The 21534-nt window shown below is 36.6% G+C and carries 22 protein-coding genes and 1 rRNA gene; 7 read left to right on the forward strand and 16 right to left on the reverse strand.

What is annotated here, in order from left to right; all coding sequences use genetic code 11:
- The 9 genes from BKP35_RS06355 to BKP35_RS06390 form a co-directional block, all read right to left on the reverse strand.
- A 16S ribosomal RNA gene (locus BKP35_RS06355) occupies positions 1-196 on the reverse strand; the annotation flags it as partial.
- Positions 197-874: 678 nt separating this feature from the next.
- Positions 875-1027, reverse strand: a complete 153-nt coding sequence (locus BKP35_RS19410; RefSeq protein WP_169819152.1) for a hypothetical protein — start codon at positions 1025-1027, stop codon at positions 875-877.
- Between the two features lie 164 nt (positions 1028-1191).
- Positions 1192-1437: a hypothetical protein gene (locus BKP35_RS06360; protein ID WP_139192816.1), complete on the reverse strand. Its 246-nt coding sequence runs from the start codon at positions 1435-1437 to the stop codon at positions 1192-1194.
- 307 nt (positions 1438-1744) lie between these two features.
- A complete protein-coding gene (locus tag BKP35_RS06365; protein WP_071312540.1) occupies positions 1745-4024 on the reverse strand; it encodes a xanthine dehydrogenase family protein molybdopterin-binding subunit in 2280 nt (759 codons plus the stop codon).
- Entirely contained in the window at positions 4024-4497 is a 474-nt protein-coding gene (locus BKP35_RS06370) for a (2Fe-2S)-binding protein (RefSeq protein WP_071312541.1), read from the reverse strand. Before BKP35_RS06370 ends, BKP35_RS06365 begins: the two co-directional genes overlap by 1 nt.
- A gap of 1 nt (position 4498) precedes the next feature.
- Positions 4499-5407 (reverse strand): FAD binding domain-containing protein, encoded by a 909-nt coding sequence (locus BKP35_RS06375; RefSeq protein ID WP_084031492.1) that lies wholly within the window; start codon positions 5405-5407, stop codon positions 4499-4501.
- Between the two features lie 122 nt (positions 5408-5529).
- Complete coding sequence (locus tag BKP35_RS06380) at positions 5530-6387, reverse strand: sensor histidine kinase (protein WP_169819153.1); 858 nt, start codon at positions 6385-6387, stop codon at positions 5530-5532.
- Positions 6388-6415: 28 nt separating this feature from the next.
- A complete protein-coding gene (locus BKP35_RS06385) occupies positions 6416-6871 on the reverse strand; it encodes a hypothetical protein (RefSeq protein ID WP_071312542.1) in 456 nt (151 codons plus the stop codon).
- Positions 6872-6888: 17 nt separating this feature from the next.
- Positions 6889-7593, reverse strand: a complete 705-nt coding sequence (locus tag BKP35_RS06390) for a LytR/AlgR family response regulator transcription factor (protein WP_071312543.1) — start codon at positions 7591-7593, stop codon at positions 6889-6891.
- Between the two features lie 157 nt (positions 7594-7750).
- On the opposite strand from BKP35_RS06390, the gene yqeC reads away from it, so the two are divergent.
- From yqeC to BKP35_RS06410, 4 genes are all read left to right on the forward strand, one after another.
- Positions 7751-8503 (forward strand): selenium cofactor biosynthesis protein YqeC, encoded by a 753-nt coding sequence (gene yqeC / locus BKP35_RS06395; protein WP_071312544.1) that lies wholly within the window; start codon positions 7751-7753, stop codon positions 8501-8503.
- Between the two features lie 243 nt (positions 8504-8746).
- Positions 8747-9328, forward strand: coding sequence for a nucleotidyltransferase family protein (locus tag BKP35_RS06400; protein ID WP_245741895.1), 582 nt, complete (start codon positions 8747-8749; stop codon positions 9326-9328).
- Complete coding sequence (gene yqeB / locus BKP35_RS06405; protein ID WP_071312546.1) at positions 9313-10146, forward strand: selenium-dependent molybdenum cofactor biosynthesis protein YqeB; 834 nt, start codon at positions 9313-9315, stop codon at positions 10144-10146. The genes BKP35_RS06400 and yqeB overlap by 16 nt, the downstream gene beginning before the upstream one ends.
- Complete coding sequence (locus BKP35_RS06410; protein WP_071312547.1) at positions 10119-11243, forward strand: XdhC family protein; 1125 nt, start codon at positions 10119-10121, stop codon at positions 11241-11243. Before yqeB ends, BKP35_RS06410 begins: the two co-directional genes overlap by 28 nt.
- A 337-nt stretch (positions 11244-11580) precedes the next feature.
- Here the strand turns inward: BKP35_RS06410 and BKP35_RS06415 are convergent, their stop codons facing one another.
- Both BKP35_RS06415 and BKP35_RS06420 read right to left on the reverse strand, forming a co-directional pair.
- Positions 11581-12006 carry an SRPBCC family protein gene (locus BKP35_RS06415; RefSeq protein ID WP_071312548.1) on the reverse strand — a complete coding sequence of 142 codons (426 nt, stop codon included), beginning with the start codon at positions 12004-12006 and terminating at the stop codon, positions 11581-11583.
- 172 nt (positions 12007-12178) lie between these two features.
- Positions 12179-13516 (reverse strand): MFS transporter, encoded by a 1338-nt coding sequence (locus BKP35_RS06420; RefSeq protein ID WP_071312549.1) that lies wholly within the window; start codon positions 13514-13516, stop codon positions 12179-12181.
- A gap of 337 nt (positions 13517-13853) precedes the next feature.
- Between BKP35_RS06420 and BKP35_RS06425 the strand changes: the two genes are divergently transcribed.
- Complete coding sequence (locus tag BKP35_RS06425) at positions 13854-14729, forward strand: radical SAM/SPASM domain-containing protein (protein ID WP_071312550.1); 876 nt, start codon at positions 13854-13856, stop codon at positions 14727-14729.
- Positions 14730-14785: 56 nt separating this feature from the next.
- On the opposite strand, the gene BKP35_RS06430 is transcribed toward BKP35_RS06425, so the two are convergent.
- The gene (locus tag BKP35_RS06430; RefSeq protein WP_071312551.1) at positions 14786-15319 is read right to left on the reverse strand and encodes a hypothetical protein; all 534 of its coding nucleotides are present in this window, start codon (positions 15317-15319) and stop codon (positions 14786-14788) included.
- A 492-nt stretch (positions 15320-15811) separates the two neighbouring features.
- On the opposite strand from BKP35_RS06430, the gene BKP35_RS06435 reads away from it, so the two are divergent.
- Positions 15812-16864: a M24 family metallopeptidase gene (locus BKP35_RS06435; protein ID WP_071312552.1), complete on the forward strand. Its 1053-nt coding sequence runs from the start codon at positions 15812-15814 to the stop codon at positions 16862-16864.
- A 1096-nt stretch (positions 16865-17960) separates the two neighbouring features.
- Here BKP35_RS06435 and BKP35_RS06440 read toward each other — a convergent pair.
- Both BKP35_RS06440 and BKP35_RS06445 read right to left on the reverse strand, forming a co-directional pair.
- Positions 17961-18560: a polysaccharide deacetylase family protein gene (locus tag BKP35_RS06440; RefSeq protein WP_071312553.1), complete on the reverse strand. Its 600-nt coding sequence runs from the start codon at positions 18558-18560 to the stop codon at positions 17961-17963.
- Between the two features lie 722 nt (positions 18561-19282).
- Positions 19283-19723 carry a hypothetical protein gene (locus tag BKP35_RS06445; RefSeq protein WP_071312554.1) on the reverse strand — a complete coding sequence of 147 codons (441 nt, stop codon included), beginning with the start codon at positions 19721-19723 and terminating at the stop codon, positions 19283-19285.
- 186 nt (positions 19724-19909) lie between these two features.
- Between BKP35_RS06445 and BKP35_RS06450 the strand changes: the two genes are divergently transcribed.
- On the forward strand, positions 19910-20434 hold the full coding sequence (locus BKP35_RS06450; RefSeq protein WP_071312555.1) for a hypothetical protein: 525 nt from the start codon (positions 19910-19912) through the stop codon (positions 20432-20434).
- Positions 20435-20743: 309 nt separating this feature from the next.
- Here BKP35_RS06450 and BKP35_RS19415 read toward each other — a convergent pair whose 3' ends face one another.
- A complete protein-coding gene (locus BKP35_RS19415) occupies positions 20744-20911 on the reverse strand; it encodes a hypothetical protein (protein WP_169819155.1) in 168 nt (55 codons plus the stop codon).
- A gap of 254 nt (positions 20912-21165) precedes the next feature.
- The gene (locus BKP35_RS19140; protein WP_071312556.1) at positions 21166-21372 is read right to left on the reverse strand and encodes a GNAT family N-acetyltransferase; all 207 of its coding nucleotides are present in this window, start codon (positions 21370-21372) and stop codon (positions 21166-21168) included.
- Positions 21373-21534: the final 162 nt, after the last annotated feature.

Here is a 21534-nt window from a genome sequence, read left to right on the forward strand (position 1 = left end):
CCATGAAGCTCCAAAGATTATCCGGTATTAGCTTCGGTTTCCCGAAGTTATCCCAGTCTACAGGGCAGGTTGCCCACGTGTTACTCACCCGTCCGCCGCTAAGTTTTAAAAGCAAGCTTTTAAAACTCCGCTCGACTTGCATGTATTAGGCACGCCGCCAGCGTTCGTCCTGAGCCAGGATCAAACTCTCCATAAAAGTGTTTGATAAAGCTCAAAATAAAACATTGACGAGATTTTTATATCTCTTTTTAAAGTTTCAGACCTCACTATTAAGTGCTGTCTTCCACCTTTCTTAATTCGCTTGGCTGTGTGTTCAGTTTTCAAAGGACGATCTGGTAATTTATAAGCTTCAAATCTCTTCGCTTCTAAATCCACTCGCTGTCATTTTCAACAACAAGAATTTTATTATATCAGGATAACTTAATTGCGTCAACAACTTTTTCGAGTTGTTTTCAAAATCAATTCAATCACTTGTTTTAGCGACAAAAATTATTATAACAAAATATTCAATTCTACGCAAGTAGTTTTTTAAAAGGTTTTTAAAAGCTCCCGAAAAGAAAAAGCTACTATGTTCGCTGCTCAATCAGCGGTAAAAAATAATATACCATAATAAAAAAAGTAACACAACATTTAATTCCAAGTTTTTAAGGTAATAAATAGAAGAAACTCGAATTAAGTATTTCGTTTACAGCTATTATTATCTAATTTGATTAATTTATGACACATTCCCCATTGCGTAGGGTGAGAATCCTCTTTTAAAAGAACAGTCACTTGTCGTTTCTCTCTAAGTTTAATGAATTTCGTAATTCAACTCAAATATTCAGGTGATAATTCATTGCCAACAAGAGATGCTTTTACTAATTCTGCAAAACATTTAGGCATCGTCTAATCGTTTTAATTCCGACTTATTTGCTACAACATATTTATAATCTTCGTTTTCCTTCTTTATCTCTACTTGACCGTTATTATAATCATGAGCAATTATGTAAATATTATCTTTGTACAAAACCTTTACCCCTACATCCAAAACTCATCTCTCCTTTCTTGTACAAAATTCATATTTATAAATGAAGTTAAGTGAGTCAATGAATGAATTTCATAATTCATTATTTCCGCCACCGAGATCGATATATTGAATTATGAAATTCATTAAATTATAAAATTCACTCGAATAGGTTCGTAAACATTATTTTATCTCCTATCTGTCCAAACTTCCTTTATACTACCATCTTTATGATAAAAGGGATGTGAACCGTCTAAGTCGTTTAAAGCTACTACCTTGTTATCTATTAAAGAGCAATATAATACTAGACCTGTATGTATTAGTTTTGTGTCTACTTCTTTTTTTGGAACTGGGGTATTTACCTTGTATAACTCTCCCATTCTCTCGATCTCTTCACTTGATAATTTTCTTTCTGCCAATACTAACGTAAACATTTTTCCACCCACTCCTAACTCCTACACATCTATTATTCCAGACGCAACTTCTCTCGAACAGCTTTGTGTAATAATGACACTTTTGTATATTTTACCACCGATAACCACAAACGGGGGTTAAGGCCACCTAAAAATAACTTAAACTTTTGTTAAACGCCGGATCGTGGCACAAATACCTTAACTTATTACAATGTGTTGTGGACAGACAATTATGCTACCCGATTATTATTTTCATCAAGAATAACCTAAAATTAATGTCAAAAAATCCCTTTTTTGCGTTAGTTACAAAAAAGGGATTGATTTCGTATTATACTGTAGGAGTTAACTTACCTAATGCTTTTAAAACCTTTTCCGGAGTTATCGGTAAATCTGTAATTCTAACACCGATCGCATCATATACTGCGTTGCTAATCGCGGCGGCTGTAGGAACGAGTCCGGACTCTCCGACACTTTTTTGTCCGTGTGAAGATGATTTAGCTGCAGCTTCAACTACAACGATATCAAAGTCTGGCATGTCTTCCATTGTGAAGACTTTATAGTTTACTAGGTCTGGATTTAAAACTCGACCGGTTTCTTGACAAATTTGAACTTCTTCCGTTAAGGAATACCCTAAACCGTGTTGAATCGCACCTTGGATTTGCCCGTAAACAAGGTTCGGGTTGATCATTACGCCCGTATCATGGGCGGCCACAAAGTTAACCACTTTGATTTCCCCTGTTTCGACATCCACTTCAACTTCAGCAAAGTGAGCCGCATAAACGGGGGGATTTCCTGGTGGGTTTTCACTGCATGCTCCCCAAATTTGTTTACCGTCATGTCTAAAATGCGCTTCAAGGTTGGCGTCCGCATGTGTAACGAATTTTTCTGGATCTTTCTTTACAAAGATCTTTCCTTCTTTTGCATCTAGTTCGTTCGGATGAACTCCTAACATGGCAGACGCTACTTGAAGTAATTTTTCTTTTGCTTCAGCAGAAGCTTTTTTAACAGCGTGACCTGTAGAGTAAACTTGACGACTTGCGTGTGACCCTATATCAAACATCGTATAATCAGTGTTTACATTTTCTGGGACAATGACGTCCTCATAATTGATCCCTAATTCCTCTGCGCAAATTTGCATTAAAGCGGTATTACACCCTTGGCCAATTTCGGCGGACCCAATTAATAAATTAGCCGTGCCATCTTCATTAAATTTAACGAAAGCGCTTGATAGTTCGTGAAGAATTGGCTTTGCTCCACTTACATGCATCATTGTAGCGACGCCCAAACCTCTCTTTTTGACACCGTCGTTTTGTTTGTTGGCACGCTTTTCTTTCCAGCCGATGATTTCTTCCCCTTTATCGAGACATTCTGGTAGCCCACAGCTTTCAATTGGATAGCCAGACCAAGGCCAAACATCTCCTTCTTGGAGCATATTTTTTCGTCTTAAATCAATCGGATCGATATTCAGCTTTTCAGCGATTAAATCCATTTGTTGTTCAACAGCCCAAACCGATTGCGGATTACCATATCCTCGATACGCTCCGTTGTACATTGTATTTGTAGATGTCGTAATTCCTTCATACCGAACATGAGGCGTTTTAAACATCGTTAGTCCCCAAAGTCCAGCTAATATTCCGATTGATGGACCGTGTGTTGCATAAGCACCCGTATCTACGATTGCTTTCATATCATGACCAATCAACGTTCCATCTGCTTTTGCTGCGGTTTTTATTTCATAAGTGATTGGGTGTCTTTGCTCCGTATTTTCTAAAGATTCTTCCCTTGTATAGATGATCTTCACGGGTTTCCCTGTCTGCTTCGATAATAAAGCAGCAATCGGTTCACAAGCAACAACTCCAAGTCTGCTTCCAAAGCCTCCACCGACGTGAGGTTTGATCACTTCAATATCGCCAGGTCTAACATCTAACGCTTGAGCAAGTATTCGGCGAACGAGATGTGGCATTTGCGTCGGAGAATAAACAACGAGTCTTTTCATATCATTCCACATTGCAACAACGCCACTCGATGGTTCGATCGAACACTGGTATGCTTTTTGAGTTGTGTAGCGATTTTCAACGATGACATCAGCTTCTGCAAACGCTTGGTCAACATCTCCCCACGCTAACGGAAAACGACTGATGACGTTTCCATCTTCTTTGATTTGAACAGCATCATCTTTAATCGCTTCGTGCCGATCAATCACATGAGGTAACACTTCATACTCAATGTCGATTAATTGAAGTGCTTCTTCTGCCACTCTCTCGCTTACTGCAGCAACGGCACAAATCGGATCGCCTACATAAAGCGGATGGTCTGTAAGGATCAATTGGTCTTGCGGAAGTGGAAAGTCTTCACCTGGTGGAAAGCCCGCCATATTAAATTTTGTTTCTGGACAGTCTTCAGGAGTAACAATTCCAATAACGCCTGGTAATTCTTTTGCCCTCGTTATATCAATACTAAGTACCTTCGCATGAGCGTGTGGGCTCCTTAATATTTTCCCGTATAACATATTGTCAAACTTAAGGTCGGCAACGTATTTTGCCGTTCCTTTTGCTTTCGGCAACCCATCTTGTCTATGATAATTTTTTCCTATCACTGAGAAGTCCATTATTTTACCTCCTCTGCTTTTAAGCTTTTTACTGCTTCAAATATTTTCGTATAACCGGTACATCTACATAAATTGCCCGATAATCCTTTTTTAATTTCTGTATCTGTCGGATTCGGTTCTTGATCTAAAAGAGCTTTCGTTGACATCATCATACCTGGTGAACAGAACCCGCATTGAATCGCCCCTTGATCCATGAAGGCTTTCTGGATGTCATGAATTTCACCTGGTTTTGAGGCTAATCCTTCAATGGTTGAAATTTCTCTTTCATCCATATCAACAGCAAGAACTAAACAGGAATTAATACTTCTCCCTTCGACAATCACGGTACAGGCTCCACATTCCCCTACTCCGCAGCCTTCTTTCGTTCCTGTTAAATTTAAATTTTCTCTTAAAACGTTGCTTAACGTTTGATGAGTGTCTACTTCACCTCGATATACATTTCCATTAACATTTAAAGTGATTTCTTTTTTCATATTAATAGTCTCCTTTACCACAACATGCTAGAATTGCTCTTTTCGTTAACACACATGTTACATAGCGGCGATATTCACCCGTACTACGCACATCATCAATCGGCGAAATTTCTGATGAGATAGCCTCCAAAATAAATGCCAGGTCTTCATCTCCTTGAACCTTTAAACCTACTAATTTTGTAGCTGTTTTTTCCGCTAAAATAGGAGTCGGCCCCACCGATCCACACGAAATATGCGCTTCCGTAATTTTTCCATTTTCATCAAAAGAAAGATTGACAGCAACACTTACGATAGAAATTTCGAGAGCTTTTCTTTTTCCATGTTTAATAAAAAGACTTTTACTATTTTCATTTGGGAAAGGTAAAATAATTTCAGTGACAATATCCCCTGGAACTAATACTGTTTTTCTCGGACCTAAGAAGAAGTTACGTAGTTCAACTTCTCTCTCCTTGCCTTGATTCATAATTTTTAATGCCGCACGATAAACAAGTAAAGGCGGAGCAGTATCAGCAGCAGGCGAAGCATTACATAAATTCCCAACAACCGTTGCACTGTTTTGAATATGTCTAGAACCTACATTTTCTGCAGCTTTTAATAAGGCTGGGAAATTCTCACGTATTAAATCTGATTCAATTAAATCTGTCATCGTTGTCGTAGCACCAATTCTAACAACATCTTCATCTTGCTCCACATACGATAGACCCGGAATTCCTTTGATACTTACCATTTTTTCAGGGGAAATCAATTTTTTGCGAAGCGACGGAATAATATCTGTACACCCAGCAGCAATTTGCGCTCTCCCTTTTTCCTTAGCTAAAATTTCACTTATTTCTTCCAAACTGTTTGGCTTAATAAAGTCAAAATCTTTATAAGCCTTTTGTAAACTGTCTGTTTTCATGGAAACTTCCATAAATGCCACCTCCGTTAGTCTAAATATTCTAATATTTCTAAATAAACTATAAATAAAAAAAGCCCCTTATTTTTAAATAAGGAACAAAAAGGCTACTATAAGGAATGAACGGTCTATTATTCTTATAAAATATGCTTAGGTAATTCCAATCGACATTTAAAACGTTCATCAGTTAAAGAGTAATTCACCTGGCCCTCAAGCTTTTCTACTAAATTTTTGACAATTTTTAAACCTTGGCCTCTACCTTCACCTTTTGTAGAAATCCCTTTATTGAACGCTTCTTTTAAAGAAGGGGATATTAGACTACTATTTTCAATCGTAATTAAATAATCAAGAGGATCTTCACTTATGTGTATACATAGTTTTTTATCATTGGAAACTTCACTAGCATCGATGGCATTGTCCAATAAGTTGCCAATAATCGATATTAAGTTGATGATATTCCTCTTTTTTTTACAATGAAAATCTGTCGTACATTTTAAAGTGACAGTAATATCTTTTTTTTGCGCAAGATTAATTTTAGAATATAGCAATATGTCCAGTTCTTTTAAACCAGTATCAATTGAAATCGGAACTTTATTAATTTCATTTATGTACTCGGCTAAATACCTCTTAAGTTCAGTTAACTTCTCTTCTTGAGCTAGTACACCTAAAACATTTAAATGGTTCAATAAATCATGTTTATGACGTTGGTGAATTTTACTTTGCTCTTCGATGTGGGAATACTTTAGTTTATTCACTTGATACATATGCTTCTCTACCGCTTTTCGATACAGCTTCTTTACAACAAATATAGAATTTAAACAAAAGGAGAATATGATAACGACTAGAATAATCTCGATAAATTCATTTGTTTTTGAAGGGACATAAACATGGTCTTTCATAAAACTATGAGTGACATAAACGGAAAGAAGCATCAATTGCACCGTAAAAAGTAATATAATTTTATAATACTCTTTAATCACGTTATCTTTCTTCAACATCTCGCCCCCTCTTGTACATCGTGAACTATTCATCAAAAATAGATAACTTAAAATTTCTAATGATATGGTAAATACATAAAGCTAATAAAATTTGTACGGCAAAAATGCTAATTCTTAGTGGGGTATTTTCTAATGTGATCGGGTCAATGACCATGTTTAAAGAAAGAATTTTTAGACAAATGTATTCAAGCATAAGCACAATACTAAATGTAATCGCTGTACAAATGGATATTTCATAAAAATCTGCCGCTTTAATAAGTTTCAGCCCACCAACCACTAAACTGTAAAGCACTAATATGACAATGATGTAATTTCCAGTGAAAACCCCTACCGTATACATGACCGTCCCAAAAACAATTCCCATCGGCAAGATCTTTTTCCATTCCACTTTCACCCCTAAAAGTGCTAACGGAATACATAAAGTAAGAAGCGCTTCTGGAATATAAATAAACATCGTTATTAATACATGTTTTGTTAGCACAGCATCCACCCTTTGGGCTAAAAATATTTTTTTATACTACTTCTGAATTCTTCATAGCGATTTTTGGATAAATAAGCGACTAAATCCTTATTTTCAAAGTTAATTTGATAAGATGTTCTCGATACAGGTTCAATCCCTCGAACTTTCTTTAAATTAACGATATGAGAGCGGCTTGATTTAAAGAAATAGTCTTCTTCAAGGAGGTCTTCCACTTTTTTCAGCGAATACGTCGATTCAATTTCACCCTTGTCCGAAACTACGATCGTTTTCTTTTTATACGCTTCCACATAAAATAAATCTGACGCCTTGACCAAATGAATCGAACGATCGAATTTAAATTCTATTAATTTATCATCTGTTAAAATTCGCTTTTTGATCCTATCTAAAGTTTCTAAAAGCCTCGTTGTGCAAAGAGGTTTTTCAATAAAATCGAAGGCATATAGCTTGACAGCTTGTTTAATAAATTCGTTAAACGATGAAATAAAGACGATTTCCGTTTCTGGTATTTCTTCTCTAAGCGCTTTAATCGCTTCAACCCCTGTCATTCCAGGCATATCGATGTCTGTGATAACGATATCGGGTTTGTATTTTTTTAATAAATGAAACAACTCATTACCGTTATTGGTAGAATAGATGACTTCAAATTCATCTAAAGTGGATATTAAGTCAACGAGTTGAAACCTTAAAACATCTTGATCCTCTGCTACTACGACTCGTAACAAAAAACTCCCCCCAGTAAAAATATTGTAAAATAAGATTGCAACTATAACATTCTGACCGTCGAAATGTTACTATATTAATAGTTTATCGTTTATTGTAAGCGCATTCAACAACGTATACTAAAATTGTCGAAGATTGTTATAAGCGAGGTTTTTAAATATGAACTTTTTTCAAGCGTTAAATATAAAGAAGCAAACGTTAATTTCATTGGTAGGTGGTGGTGGTAAAACAACGACCATGTTCGCCATCGCCAAAGAAGCAAAATTAAAAGGGTATAAAACTGTGCTCACAACGACGACAAAAATTTTTTATCCTGACGAACAAATCCACAATGTTTTACTTACGGAAAGTTCTTTCAATTTATTGGCCGATATTAAAAACAAACTTAGGGCTTCTAATGAAATCGTTGTTGGTACTAGTCGAACAGACGATGGTAAATTACTGGGGATTAACGCGAATTGTATGTCGTTATTTTTTGAAGCTGGTGCTGACATTGTATTATGTGAAGCGGATGGTTCTGCAGGTAAATCTTTTAAGGGTGAAGCCGACCACGAACCAGTCATTCCATCTATTTGTGACACGATTATTCATGTCACCGGTGTCGATAGCTATAATCAACCGATAAGCCACGAATACGTTCATCGTCCAGAAATTATCGCCAACGTTGCCAACGTTCCTATCGGAGCCCCTCTTAACGATGAGGTCATTTCTACATTATTAGTTCATTCTAAAGGATACAAAGCCAGTTTAACTAATCAATGTCAGTGGGTGCCGTTTATTAATAAAGTTGAATCATCCGATCAGCTCGTAACTGCTCAAAAAATCGCTGAGTGCCTAAGAAAAAAAACCGTCTGTAAAGTGTTAATTGGTGCCGCCGTCAATAGCGATCCAATCATCAAAGTTTTACGCTGAAAATGAATATGTCTTCTACTCTAGTTTCACTCTAAATATTATAATTGTATTTAACATTTACCTTCAAAACATCGGAGGCTGTCCAATAAGTTTCGGATTGCCTCTGTCAATTCACTCCTAAAAAACACACTTTTGTTCTCCTCTTTTCATCTGCAAACCTTTTCTAGTATAGAATATAAATATACTTAATATTCTAATTATTTATACATCTCTTGGGGGTGACCTCTTCTGATTACAGCCATTATTCTTGCAGCAGGTAAATCTAGCCGTTTAGGAAGCCCGAAACAACTTCTTCCTTTTCATAAAAAGTCTTTAATTCGTGTAGTTACAGAAAACTTGCTTGAAACCAAAGTAGATAAGGTGATAGTAGTCCTCGGTCATCAAGCGGATACCATTTCAAACGAATTACAAGGTCTCCCTGTTCGTGTCATTATTAATCCCGAATATGAATTAGGCCATAGTTCATCGATGATTGCGGGAGTTAAAGCTGCCAATCTCAATTCTAGTCTTATGTTTGTTTTAGGAGATCAACCTTTAATTAAATCTGAGACAATAAATCATCTTGTTGACTTGCATATGGAATCAAGAAAAATAGTCGTTCCATCTTATCAAGGCAAGAATGGACATCCCGTTATATTCCCTAAAAAATTTAGGTCAAAGCTACTTTCCCTTCAAGGAGACATTGGCGCAAAACATATCATAGCTGCAAATCGAAATGAAACTTTATTTAACGATGTAAAAGATCAAGGAATTATTCTAGATATAGATACCTGGAATGATTACCAACTTCTTAGTAGGAGGTTTAATCTATGTCTAACGGACTAGTTGTCATTAAAGGAGCAGGAGATCTTGCCACAGGTGTCGCTCATCGACTTTTTCAATGTGGCTTTTCTATACTAATGCTTGAAGTTCCAAAGCCTACAGTCATACGAAGAACAGTTGCATTTGCAGACGCTGTCTATAACAATATAACAACGGTTGAAGGAGTGACTGCGGTTTTAGCCGAAAACTATGATGAAATCAATCAAGCTTTATCCTTAAATCAAATCCCTATATTCGTTGACCCTGAGTGGAAATCAATTCAGCACTTTCAACCGATCGTTGTCATCGATGCGATCCTTGCTAAAAAAAACTTAGGTACTTCATTACAAGACGCTCCACTCGTGATCGGTTTAGGACCTGGATTTACCGCTGGAGAAGATGTGCATGCAGTAGTTGAAACGCAAAGAGGCCATTATTTAGGCACAGTCATTTACTCTGGCGAAGCAATTGCAGATTCAGGAGTCCCCGGTGAAATTGGTGGATATAGTAAAGAACGACTAATTCGCTCACCCGCTAAAGGAGTTTTCGATTCAGAGAAACAAATTGGAGAAACAGTAACCGCAGGAGAATTAGTGGCAAAAGTAGGTAATGACCCAGTATACGCTCCTATTTCTGGAATTTTACGAGGACTACTTCACTCAGGATTAGAAGTAAAAAAAGGGACGAAAATTGGCGATATCGATCCTCGAGATGTAAGTGAACATATTGATAGTATTTCTGATAAGGCCCGTTCGATTAGCGGGGGTGTATTAGAAGCCATTTTAAAAACGGCGAAAAATAAGGGGGAAGAAAATTGGATACTAAATTTACTAAAATATTAAAGCATGTTTGTAATGAAAATATAGCTGCTGCATTAGTAACGATTATCTCAGCAAAAGGGTCTACCCCTCGTAGTCCGGGGGCGAAAATGCTTATTTTAAACGACGAACGAATCTTTGGCACGATTGGAGGTGGTTGCGGAGAGGCCTATATTATCGATGAAGCCAAAACTGCCCTTATGACACTTACACCGACGCTTCGAACCGTTGATATGACCGATGATGTCGCTGAAGGTGAAGGAATGGTTTGTGGTGGGATTATGGAAGTTTTTATAGATATCCTCTTACCTGGAAAAAATGATTCCAATCATATATTACTAAAATATATTGATGCATATGAAAAAAAGCAATCTCCCGTTCTTTTAGTATCTGTAAATGAAAATCACCCTACTTGTCCACTTGGCAGTAAAATGGTGATCACCTCTAATGGTGAAAAGTTCGGAAACCTATTAGGAGACAACGACGAGGAACTACTCCAATTTTTAGAAATAAATAATAACACAAAAAATAGTAAGATCGTCAGTTTTGGTGAACATCAACTTTTCATAGATCAACCTGACACTACCGTCAATCTTCTCATCCTTGGTGCAGGACACATTGCTCTTCCGCTTTCCAAGATGGCAAAAATGATTGGTCATCATGTAACCGTCGTTGATGATCGACCACAGTTTGCGAACCGCGAACGCTTTCAAGAAGCAGATGAAGTCATTTGTAATCGATTTGAAGATAGTTTACAAGAAATCGAATTTACACCGAACACTTACGTTGTGATCATTACTCGTGGTCATCGTTTTGATAAAATATGCCTTCGAGAAGTGATCCAACAACCGACAGGATATACGGGAATGATCGGTAGTCGTCGTAGAGTTAGAGCTTTAAAAGAAGAACTCGTCGATGAAGGATTTCCTCTCGATCACTTAAACAAAGTTTATTCACCTATCGGGTTAGATATCGGTTCAGAAACCCCTGAAGAAATAGCAATCAGTATTTTAGCTGAGCTTATAAAAGTTCATCGTGAAGGAAAAGTTCCATCACTGAAATTAACGATTGATGAGCGGCACGAGCCAAGGAAAGCAAAAGAATTATTGTACACTAAATGATATGATTTAATAAACAAAACTAATTTAACTTTCTATACAGAATCAAACTTCTAAAAACCTCGTTTCGAAAACTGCTTTAAAACAAAAAGTCAGGTGCCTCCCGATGCTTTAAAATGCTGAAGGGGGCACCTTTCATTGTTTTTTAGCAAAGTTTAACAAGATTCGGGACAAAACAAAGTGTGAGACACCGCTAGGCACCAAATATAGACATATGATAAATCTGTACGTCTTTATTTAGTAGGACCGCGTGGCGTCAGACACTTTTGTCCCACCCTCTTTTAACTATAAATTTCACAAAAAAACAACACCCTAAAAATTTAGAGTATTGTTTCAGAGTTTATGCTTCTACAACGTTGCGTAGTCCATTATTTAGAAGCCCTTCCCAGCCCATGTCCATCGTATTTCTAATTTGTAAGTTTGTCATATCCGGGCCTGGACCTGGAATTTTCTCATCTGGCGCTCCCCAACCTGAGTGAACTAACGTAACTTCTGTTTTGTCGTCACCTAAATCTTTTAATTCAAAGGAAACGACCCAACCTGCTTCTCCCCACGTAAGTACAACTTCGTTCGGTTCTTCGATTTTTACAACTTTACATGCAGTTGGTCCAAAAGGAGATTGAATCGTAAATTCATGCCCTTCTGTTGGTTGAAAATCATTTTCCATAAACCAAGAACGAATGCCTTCAGGCGTAGCAACAGCATTCCAAACTTGATGTATATTCGCATTTAAGGTAATCTCTTTTCGAATTTCTGGTGTTCCCATTTAATACACTCCTAAAATTTTTTATATGTATGAGAGTGAATTTCATAATAACCAGGTAGCATCTTAGTCGCGTTAATGAAGCATTATGAAATTCTCTAACTAAAAATACTTTACGTATTTTTAGCTAAGTTGTCAAAAGAATACAGTTGGTTTCCAAAAAAAGTTTGAATTTCTACACCGACTCGGGTTGCATTATTGGTTGTTCGGGATCATCAGTTAGCGCATCAGGTATCTCTATTTCCATATTTCTTACTCTAGGATGAAGATAGATTAACATAGTTACCACTACAAATAACGAACCAATAAGTATAAATAATAAGCCGATCCCACGACCATCCCCTGATCCGATCAATTGACCGATACTATTAGCTAGTATTCCATTTTCCGCCATTAGCGGATTAAATACTTTGTCAACTAATGGTCCAGCAATAATAATTGCAAGCGGATATAACGAAATACTAAACATCCTTCGAAGTGTAAAGACTCGCCCTTGGATGCTAGGCTCAACTTTACTTTGCCAAACAGCCTGGCTACAGGAATTGACCAATGGTATTAAGAATAAAAATAAGCTAAAACATACTGTAATAAACACAATTGACGTCGTAAAACCAGCAAGAGATATCAATATTCCTGCCATTCCACATCCGTAGAATATTCCCTTAATTCGTTGTTTCGGACCTCCCCAAACGCTTATAAAAATTCCCCCTAACAGCATCCCAAATCCTGATATCGACAATACGACCCCGAGAACTTGTTCTGAAGATAAGGTGATGATTAGCGGCTGAAGTAACACATTAACAAAACCTAGCAGTAAGTTAATACTCGCTGAAAAGATTAATAACCACTTAAAACCAGGTCGACTCATAATATAGTTCCAACCTTCTTTTGCTTCTACAAGGAACTGTTGGATATTTAATTTTGTTGTTGCCTTCACTTCCAATTCAGGAATTTTTGCGAAAAATAAAGTTGTCACCGCAATAAGAAAAGCGAATAAATCAATGAAAATGATTGCTTGTAATCCATGTAAATAAAGGAGAAGTCCTGCGACAGTTGGCGCAATGATTATTGACGCTGATTCACCTACTTGGATCATTCCATTTGCTCTACTTAACTGTTGCTTCGGTACTAATAAGGAAATCACCGATTGATAGGTCGGCATCAGGAATGTGTTAAAAGTCGACGCTAACGCTGAAGTCACGTAAATATGCCAAACCTCCAGACTATTTGTTAAAACTAAAACGAGAATTATACTTGTTGAAAAAGCAGCAACACAGTTACTCATCATCATTAATTTTTTTCTAGAAAAACGATCGATAATAACTCCAGCAAAAGGAGAGATAATCACGGTAGGAAGAACGACAGATAAAATGATCATCGAAAATTGTGTAACAGACCCGGTTTCCGTCAACACCCAAAACCCTAATGCAAAAGAAGTTAAACTCGTCCCGATGACCGAAATGAATTGCCCTGCCCATATTAAAAGGAATGTTCTAAAACTTTTATTGTGCATTTTTAGTACCTGCTTTCAATTTATTATTTGTCACAAAAAACAACAATCGATTTGTTACCTTTATGATATATTTCTAACAGCAGTAACAAAACGTGCTAAAGCTTGATTTATATTCCGCCTCTAGACTGAATTTTAGGGTTCGCCCTTTGAAAAAAACGTCTCTTATTAATGAACGAACATATAATGGTGCGTGTAACATCACTTATTAACCCATTTATTTCCAAGATAATTTCAAATTACTGGACTCCCTAAGTAAGCAACTGCTCAAAATAAAGTGACAACCCCCGTCACATAAGGTATCATTTACTTCAATGACAATTTGAAGGAGTAAAACACCATGAAAAAATTCAACAAAGTTTATGTTGAAATTACAAGTAGTTGTAATCTCGCATGTTACTTTTGTCCACCGACGGAAAGGGCAAAGCAGTTTATCGAAGTGGAGCAGTTTAAACACGTGTTAGATCAAATCAAACCACATACGGACTATATTTATTTACACGTAAAAGGAGAACCCCTCCTTCACCCAAAAATCGATGAACTATTAGACATTAGTGCCGAAAAAGGGTTTAAAGTGAATATCACGACAAACGGAACACTCCTTAAAAAAGCAAAAAGTAAAATTTTTATGAAAAAAGCTATACGTCAAATGAACTTTTCATTGCATAGCTTTGATGGTCATCCTCATTCGACGGATCGTCTACAATACATTACAACTATTCTCTCGTTTGCAAAAGAAGCGGTTGCACAAAGTAAAATGATCGTATCGTTACGACTATGGAACTTAGATCAAAACAATGCTACGAACGTTGAGAAAAAGCGGAATCGTGAGGCACTTGAAATTATTGAAAAAGAATTCGGGCTCGATTATCAAATTGAAGAAAAAGTGGTTCCTGGTAGTGGTGTAAAAATAGCGGAACAGATTTATTTAAACCAAGACCATGAATTTAAGTGGCCTGCTCTCAACGAGCAAGAGGATGAGGGGCACGGATTTTGTCACGCGTTAAGAAATCAAGCAGCAATCCTTACTAACGGCACCGTTATCCCTTGTTGTCTTGACGGAGAAGGTGTCATCAATTTAGGGAACGTGTACGAAATGGATTTTTCCGAAATTATCGAAAGTAACCGCGCAAACGAGCTTTACGACGGATTTTCGCGTAGACAAGCCGTCGAAGAATTATGTAGAAAATGTGGGTATCGGAAACGCTTTGGCTAAAAAAGAGAACAGCTATAACACTGTTCTCAACAAAATCTAACATTGATTCACTTGGGCTATTTCCGCTTAACCTCTTTTGCCCACTTTTCGAGTCTTTCAGCAATTCTCCAGTTGACGCGCTTTTCTAATGATTTTAAAGAATGTACCGCTGATTTAAGGGACTCATTCACACTTTGTACATCGACGAGTTTCGTTTCATACTCAATTACAAAATTTTCAGCATCTTGGTTAATATAATCGATTAACTGAAATTCTCCCTTACTCTGTATTTCTTCAAGTAAACATTGGATAAAACATTGCATCGACACAACCTCATGTGACCAATACTTTTTGTTAAAAGTACTCTCTATATTGGCGATCATCCCGTCTTCTGCACGAATTAAATGAAGGTCAGGAAATGAAGGGATGATATACTGTTCATCTTCTTTGTCAATCGGTTGAATTCTTTCATTCATTGGTAATTGTTCAATGGATAATTTTTTCAGTTCAAAAATCGGCACGTGAAATCCACCATTCCAATCGTATTGCTTACCGTTCACAATCCAAGATTCTATTTCTCCAAAGTGATCAAAAATTAAATCGTCATCCATTTTTTATCACTCCCCCTAAAAATCATTGTTCTATCATAAGTGAATTTCATAATTACAAAAATGAACCATATTAATTGCTATTTAGTTGCGAGTGATTTTACGCATTTCCATATAAATACTTAATGAAGTGAATTTCATAATTACGAAAAATGAGCCACATTAAACAATATATAGTTTGCTAATGGTTTTGACGTAACTATATATTGATCGTAGTGGCGAAAATAACGAATTATGAAATTCATTGAATGGCAAAAATATTGAATTATGAAATTCATTATCTCATAAATGTTGCAACTGCTATCAGATTGCAAGCGATAATTGTATCCTATTATATTAATTGACTACGGTTGATAGAACAAATTGCGGTTAATTTTCTTATTTCAGGCCACAAGGTTACTACAACTAGTTGAGCTAAATCGTTCTCAAACACGCCCACTTCATTACTTATGTTACTATAATACTATACATATTTTTTATGGGAGAGGATGCACAATGAAATTAACAAAACTTCGCGAAAAATTAAATGCCGAAAATCTGGACGGTATTTTAATCACAAACCCTTATAATCGAAGATACATGTCTGATTTCACAGGAACCGCTGGCGTACTGCTTATTTCTTTATCAGAAGCAAAATTAATCGTGGATGGTCGCTATATTGAGCAAGCCCACGCGCAAGCACAACCATTCGAAATCGTCGAGCACCATAAAAACCTTTTAGAAGTCATCGCACAGCAAGTAAAAAGTATGAATATTACAACGCTTGGGTATGAAGCCGATCATACGAGTGTAACTCAATTTAACCGCTATCGTGAAAAACTAAATATCGAATTACAGAATACTGCAAATCTAGTAGAATCGCTAAGAATTATTAAAACTGAGGACGAATTAGTGCAAATGCGAGAAGCGGCCAAAATTGCAGAAAAAGCATTTCAACACATTTTAGGCGTGATTAAGCCTGGAGTAACTGAACGAGAAATATGCGCAGAATTAATTTTTAAAATGCAAATGCTTGGTGCTGGTGGTTCTTCTAATGACCCAATTGTCGCTTCCGGGTGGAGGTCAGCTCTTCCCCACGGACGAGCTACCGATAAAGTGATTGAAAATGGTGATATGCTGACATTAGACTACGGAGCCGTTTACAACGGATATCTTTCCGATATGACACGCACTGTCGCAATTGGTGAACCACCTTCAGAGCTAAAAAAAATATACGAAGTCGTCTTCGAAACTCTCGAATTTTCCAAAGAAAAAGCAAGACCGGGCTTATCAGTGAAAGAATTTGACCAACTTGGTAGAGATTATATTGAAAAGCACGGCTACGGTAAGTATTTCATCCACGGCATCGGTCACGGCCTCGGTCTAGAACTTCACGAAGCGCCAACTGTCGTAGCAAACGAACGTTTAGAAGAAAACATGGTGTTCACCGTTGAGCCAGGCATCTACATTTCCGGCTTAGGTGGCGTCCGTCTCGAAGACGATGTCGTCATTAAAAAAGATGGCGTCGAAACACTGACACCATCAAGCAAAGAACTGATTATTTTATAGGGGGTGCCTGTTTGTCACGCCCGAGATCCTCAATTTGGCATTGAAATGTTTCGCATAACTATCGCACCCGTTCAAGATGGATATTGTACAGTATGGGGGGAAGTGCGCAATAGTTGGTCCCTTATGGGAGGCACTTCGTTCGGTAACGCGAGAAGTTCTCGCGCGACCTTTTGACGAGTGTGGTACTCGGTTGGGGCACTCGTGAAGGGCTCGCGTGACCTTTTGATGAATGTGGTACTCGGTTGGGGCACTCGTGAAGGGCTCGCGTGACCTTTTGATGAATGTGGTACTCGGTTGGGGCACTCGTGAAGGGCTCGCGTGACCTTTTGACGAATGTGGTACTCGGTTGGGGTACTCGTGAAGGGCTCGCGTGACCTTTTGACGAATGTGGTACTCGGTTGGGGTACTCGTGAAGGGCTCGCGTGACCTTTTGACGGGGGTCGTGCTTGGTTCAGTCACTTATACCGGGGTGAAGTAACCGAATTTGAATGAAACATTTGTTTTGATACGTACGTTTTACAGTTACTGTAATATCTGTGCGTCAATTGGCGTTTTGATACACGAATTTTACAGTTACTGTAATTTATGTGCATCAATTGGCGTTTTGATGCACGTATTTTACAGATACTGTAATTTATGTGCATCAATTAGCGTTTTGATACACGCATTTTACAGATACTGTAATTCATGTGCATCAATCTGTGTTTTGATACACGCATTTTACAGATACTGTAATTCATGTGCATCAACCTGTGTTTTGATACACGTATTTTACAGATACTGTAATTTATGTGCATCAATCTGTGTTTTGATACACGTATTCTACAAATACTGTAGTTCCTGAACGTTAACTGATGTTGTGTTGGGCACTCTCCCATTTTTGCGGATATGAGAGGTCTTATTTCATAGATTTGTTGAGTTTTGGCTATTTGGAGGACACTCCAGAGCCCCGATCCCCTCTAAATCAGCATTTTTTTACTTCGTTTTTTGACAAATAAGGGCTCTGTCCGTTAATTCTTAAAATCATGTTCCTTATTTACCTAACTGAATTCTACCTGTCCGTTCATCCATATTTCGTCACTAACCTAGACTACGGTTATTGTAACAAAGTAAGCTCATACCCCTTTTCCCTAACTTGGTCAATCAGTGTAGGTAAAATAGACACTGTCTGCTCTAATTCATGCAACAAAATAATAGACCCTTCTGAAATATGATTAACCACATTGCAGACAATTTTTTCTGGAGTATCTTTATTCACCCAATCGTAAGAGGATATATCCCACATAATCGGTGTAAGACCGAGTTCATGTAAGATCGTCATCGTATCTTCGTTATATTGACCGAACGGTGGTCGAAAATAGGTGACCTTGTTATTCGTGATCTCTTCAATTTGCTCGACACTTTTATTAATCTGTTTGTATTGCTCTTCATAGTTTAAGTTCACTAAATTTTTATGTTTTAAGGAGTGTGCACCGATTACGTGCCCTTCATCTAAAACTCTTTGCCAAGGCCTTTCTTTATAAAGGAGCTTTGATTGCCAGAAAAAGATTGCCGGAACATCCTTTTCCTTTAAAATGTCTAAAATCGCCTCAAGGTTTCGGCTAGGTCCATCGTCAAATGTTAAAATGATTTTTTTGCGAGTGGCTTTCAGTTCATTCGCATTTTTAATCCATCTGTCGTCTTTAAGATCGTACACGACCTCATCATTAACTACTCATGGGCTTCGCATCAAACTTCACCTCAACTTTTATATTTAATTTGATCTTCAAAAACTAACTGCTGATCAACATAAACTATACTCAACTGCGAAAATAATGATAAAAACCGTAATCAGTATTAATTTTTAGTTCGCCCCATTGATCGTGATCAGAACTAAATCATTTTCAGATAACGAATATTGTTCGAAGACACTCTCTTAATCTACTGCAAATATTTAACCATACGATAGTATTCCGTTTTATAGCCTAGCTTTTCGTTTAGTTTGATCATATTTTCATTAGAATTTGTGCTATAAAATTTAAGATATCTACATCTTTACTCGTCAGTCTTTTCATTTTTCTTTGTCCTTTCATTTATTAGAATGGTCTATCATTGATACAGTACCATATTTCACTTGATATTTTAACATAATTATCCAGTGTTTTCTCTGTTATTCTCTATACATGACATGCCTCTTAACCATGCTAAATCTTTTGCTAATTCAAAAGGGAAAATATTTTATATATAAAATATAAAAAAAGTAGGAGGAATTGAAATCCTACTACTTTTAACAGCTGCTTTTTATCGATTTTAAAAGGGATGCTATAATTTTAATGAAATTTACATCCATGGGCTTCGCATCAAACTTCACCTCTATTTTAAAATTTAATCCATCCTCCAAAAATAATGTTACATTTTATATAGATTTATTTCTCTCGTTTACTTTCCTTTTTTAACGATAGTTTCCAATTTTTCGATAAGATTTTTATGATTAATAAGTTGAATTAAGTCTAAAATCGCTGTTAGTAGCCGCTTTCTCTCAAGAGAATCACGCTTTCCTAAACCTTTACCTACTCTACGTTTTTTTTGATGTTGTTTTAATAAACATACGATTTTTTCTATTAATGCTTCAATTTTTTCTTCTATTTGTTGAAGAAGTTCTCTTAGAGTATCTAGATCAATTGTATGTGGCAAAATCGTCTCAGTATTAATATTTAATAAAGATTTTACGTCAAGCTGATTTCCTAGATCTAAGTTTACTAGATTGGCGTTTCTAGAACCTTCTAATAAAGACTCGAGTAAAGAGCGGACTTTCGTATCAGACTGCCCCCCTAGTAATTTTAATATTTCTTGAACAGTTGCTTCTAATCTTTCCTCCATTTCATTTTCTCCTTCCTAAAAAAACATATATTTTTTACTAATGTATTCAAGCTTAGTAACTTTGTTCTGAAATTGATTACTTTGCCTCCTAGTAAGAGAACTACTTTCATGGGACCACCTAAATACATTAATCAACTCTTTTTGTTAAATAATAAATTTAACGCTTGATATAAAGAGGTTTTTAACATGACATTCGAAGATTATCGTAAAGAGGCAACAAAAGGGAATTTACAGATAGGAATTAGTAGTTCGGTTGCACGAAATTTTTTTCTTCAAGCGAATATTAAAAGTTTGCAAAGAAAATTTGGCGGAAGTTTTTTATTCGAAAAAAACATCGTCAGTGCGTGTAACCTATCGGCACTTCTTTTTTTATTATTAAACACAGTTTTGTATCTCGTTGCAATAAAATGGTGGAGTATCATCGTCATACCATTAACTTTTTATTTCTTCTTAATATGTGAAATGTTGGCTTTTAAAGGTGAAAACAATTTTAAAATAAGTTCCTGGATAATTATAATTGCGATTTCGGGTGCGTTTGCCTTTAGCCATCATGGAATAGTAGTAGTTTTATGGATAGTATCGATACCTTTACCAAACTTTTTTCTTTATGTTAGTTATTTTCTTGCATCAAAACTCCTTAAAGATTTATCAGTTAAAAATAAGAACCTTTATGAATGGCTTAAAGGAGAAGAGTATCTATATATTTTTTAGTCGATCTTGTGATGCCAGGTAAAATGTTTCACAAAGGTGGGGCACTGTGATTATTTCAACTTACCGGACAAGATGTCCGCTCCGCCTTTTAAAATAGGCTTTTTAAAAGAAATAAGGGATCTCATGTCCGCGCGTGCTCACAACGAGCGATATATATAACAAAGACATTTATGGCGCTTATGTTCATTGTGACGCTCCTATTTGCTGACCAGCGCACCTAAAAGTTAAGTAAACCGTCGTAGATTTTTACAAGTGCGCCTGTATGTCCTTTTAAAACACGCCCTTACTTATCCTCCATTTACGCCTTTATCAATATTCATCGTATATGTCGTCGGCATTTTTGAAACGAATTTCTTCTGAATTTAACGTTCCCATTTTATCACTTCGGTCTTCCCTATCACCTGGCAAAGTGCCTTCTGGAACTAAATCTTGATTATCTCTAAATACTGTTTTTTGTCTTTTCTTATCATTTGGCATGATTTTTCCACTCCTATTCATTGTCATTAAAATTATTATGCCCAGTGCTTAAAACTCCATCCTTTCCAAACGCTACTCTCGATCCAACTAATGGGGCATTAGCCAAGCTAAAGGGATCCTACGTTATAAGCCAGCAACGTTTTTTTCCTCACACCAAAAAAGCGACCACCTTAATTGGCAATCGCTTTCGTCCTTTAAATGAAATTAATCTATATTCAAGAAATTTCCAGATGCTTTAATTTACAAAAACTAACCTAAAAACTTAATAAAGGCCATTTCTTTACAAATCGATCGCCATGATCGACAAAACCTAAACTACGGTATAAGTTATGAGCGCCTATGTTTTCTGTATCGTAGCCTACGACAATTTTTTGGGCGTTTGGCAATTTAGCCATTTTTTCTAACATTAATTGAGTTGCTTTTTTTCCAATACCTTTACCTTGATATTGTTGAACAAGCAATTGATCGCAAAGTTTAGAGCTTTTAATCCTAAATTTTTTGTAGTTGGTCACAAGCACCAATCATGAGCGTTTCGTATGTAAAAGTTGGTTTGTTGATTTGTTGGTTCGGTAGACAACCCACCTGTCTTTTACATGTTAGATGAGGATGAGGAAATTGTCATG

This window comes from Anaerobacillus arseniciselenatis, assembly GCF_001865995.1.
Lineage (GTDB): Bacteria > Bacillota > Bacilli > Bacillales > Anaerobacillaceae > Anaerobacillus > Anaerobacillus arseniciselenatis.

Excerpts from the sequence above, each read along its gene's own strand:
- BKP35_RS06360 (WP_139192816.1), bottom strand. The coding sequence starts at position 1,437 with ATGTTTACGTTAGTATTGGCAGAAAGAAAATTATCAAGTGAAGAGATC.
- BKP35_RS06415 (WP_071312548.1), bottom strand. The coding sequence starts at position 12,006 with ATGGGAACACCAGAAATTCGAAAAGAGATTACCTTAAATGCGAATATA.
- BKP35_RS06430 (WP_071312551.1), bottom strand. The coding sequence starts at position 15,319 with ATGGATGACGATTTAATTTTTGATCACTTTGGAGAAATAGAATCTTGG.
- BKP35_RS06370 (WP_071312541.1), bottom strand. The coding sequence starts at position 4,497 with ATGAAAAAAGAAATCACTTTAAATGTTAATGGAAATGTATATCGAGGT.
- BKP35_RS06425 (WP_071312550.1), top strand. The coding sequence starts at position 13,854 with ATGAAAAAATTCAACAAAGTTTATGTTGAAATTACAAGTAGTTGTAAT.
- BKP35_RS06450 (WP_071312555.1), top strand. The coding sequence starts at position 19,910 with ATGACATTCGAAGATTATCGTAAAGAGGCAACAAAAGGGAATTTACAG.
- yqeB (WP_071312546.1), top strand. The coding sequence starts at position 9,313 with ATGTCTAACGGACTAGTTGTCATTAAAGGAGCAGGAGATCTTGCCACA.
- BKP35_RS06365 (WP_071312540.1), bottom strand. The coding sequence starts at position 4,024 with ATGGACTTCTCAGTGATAGGAAAAAATTATCATAGACAAGATGGGTTG.
- BKP35_RS06445 (WP_071312554.1), bottom strand. The coding sequence starts at position 19,723 with ATGGAGGAAAGATTAGAAGCAACTGTTCAAGAAATATTAAAATTACTA.
- yqeC (WP_071312544.1), top strand. The coding sequence starts at position 7,751 with ATGAACTTTTTTCAAGCGTTAAATATAAAGAAGCAAACGTTAATTTCA.
- BKP35_RS19415 (WP_169819155.1), bottom strand. The coding sequence starts at position 20,911 with ATGCCAAATGATAAGAAAAGACAAAAAACAGTATTTAGAGATAATCAA.
- BKP35_RS06435 (WP_071312552.1), top strand. The coding sequence starts at position 15,812 with ATGAAATTAACAAAACTTCGCGAAAAATTAAATGCCGAAAATCTGGAC.
- BKP35_RS06375 (WP_084031492.1), bottom strand. The coding sequence starts at position 5,407 with ATGGAAGTTTCCATGAAAACAGACAGTTTACAAAAGGCTTATAAAGAT.
- BKP35_RS06420 (WP_071312549.1), bottom strand. The coding sequence starts at position 13,516 with ATGCACAATAAAAGTTTTAGAACATTCCTTTTAATATGGGCAGGGCAA.